This is a genomic window from Roseateles sp. P5_E1 (assembly GCF_054049335.1).
Map to the genome: position 1 here is coordinate 1 of NZ_JBFUMN010000444.1, position 531 is coordinate 531.

Annotated in this window: 1 protein-coding gene; it reads right to left on the reverse strand. The window is 63.8% G+C overall.

The window, feature by feature from the left end:
* Positions 1-531 (reverse strand): AMP-binding protein (locus tag ACXJKJ_RS32000; protein WP_457395762.1); only part of this gene is annotated, 531 nt, incomplete at both ends.

Genomic DNA, 531 nt, shown 5'->3' on the forward strand with positions numbered 1-531 from the left:
GTGTTCTCATCGATCACCTTCATCTTGTAACCAAGATTCGGGAAACCCGGCGAACCGAAGCGCACCGGCTTCATGTCCACGCCCGGCAGCAGGGTGAGCGCCGGCCAGCCGGTCTCGGTCTGCCAGTAGTTGTCGATGATCGGCTTGCCGAGCGCATCGTTGATCCAGTGCGCGGTGGGTTCGTCGAGCGGTTCGCCGGCGAGGAACACGTACTTGAGCGCATCCAGGTCGTGGCGGCGGATGAAATCGGTGTCGTGCTTTTTCAGCACACGGATCGCGGTGGGCGAGGAGAACAGCGTACGCACCCCGTACTGCTCGCACAGCGCCCACCAGATGCCCGGGTCCGGGTTGGTCGGCAGCCCTTCGTACAGCAGTGAGGTGCAGCCGCCGATCAGCGGTCCGTACACGTTGTAAGAATGCCCGACCGCCCAGCCGACATCCGAGGTGGAGAACATCACCTGTCCCGGCTTGCAGTCGAAGACGGTCTGCATCGACTGCGCCATCGCCACCGCGTAGCCGCCGACATCGCGC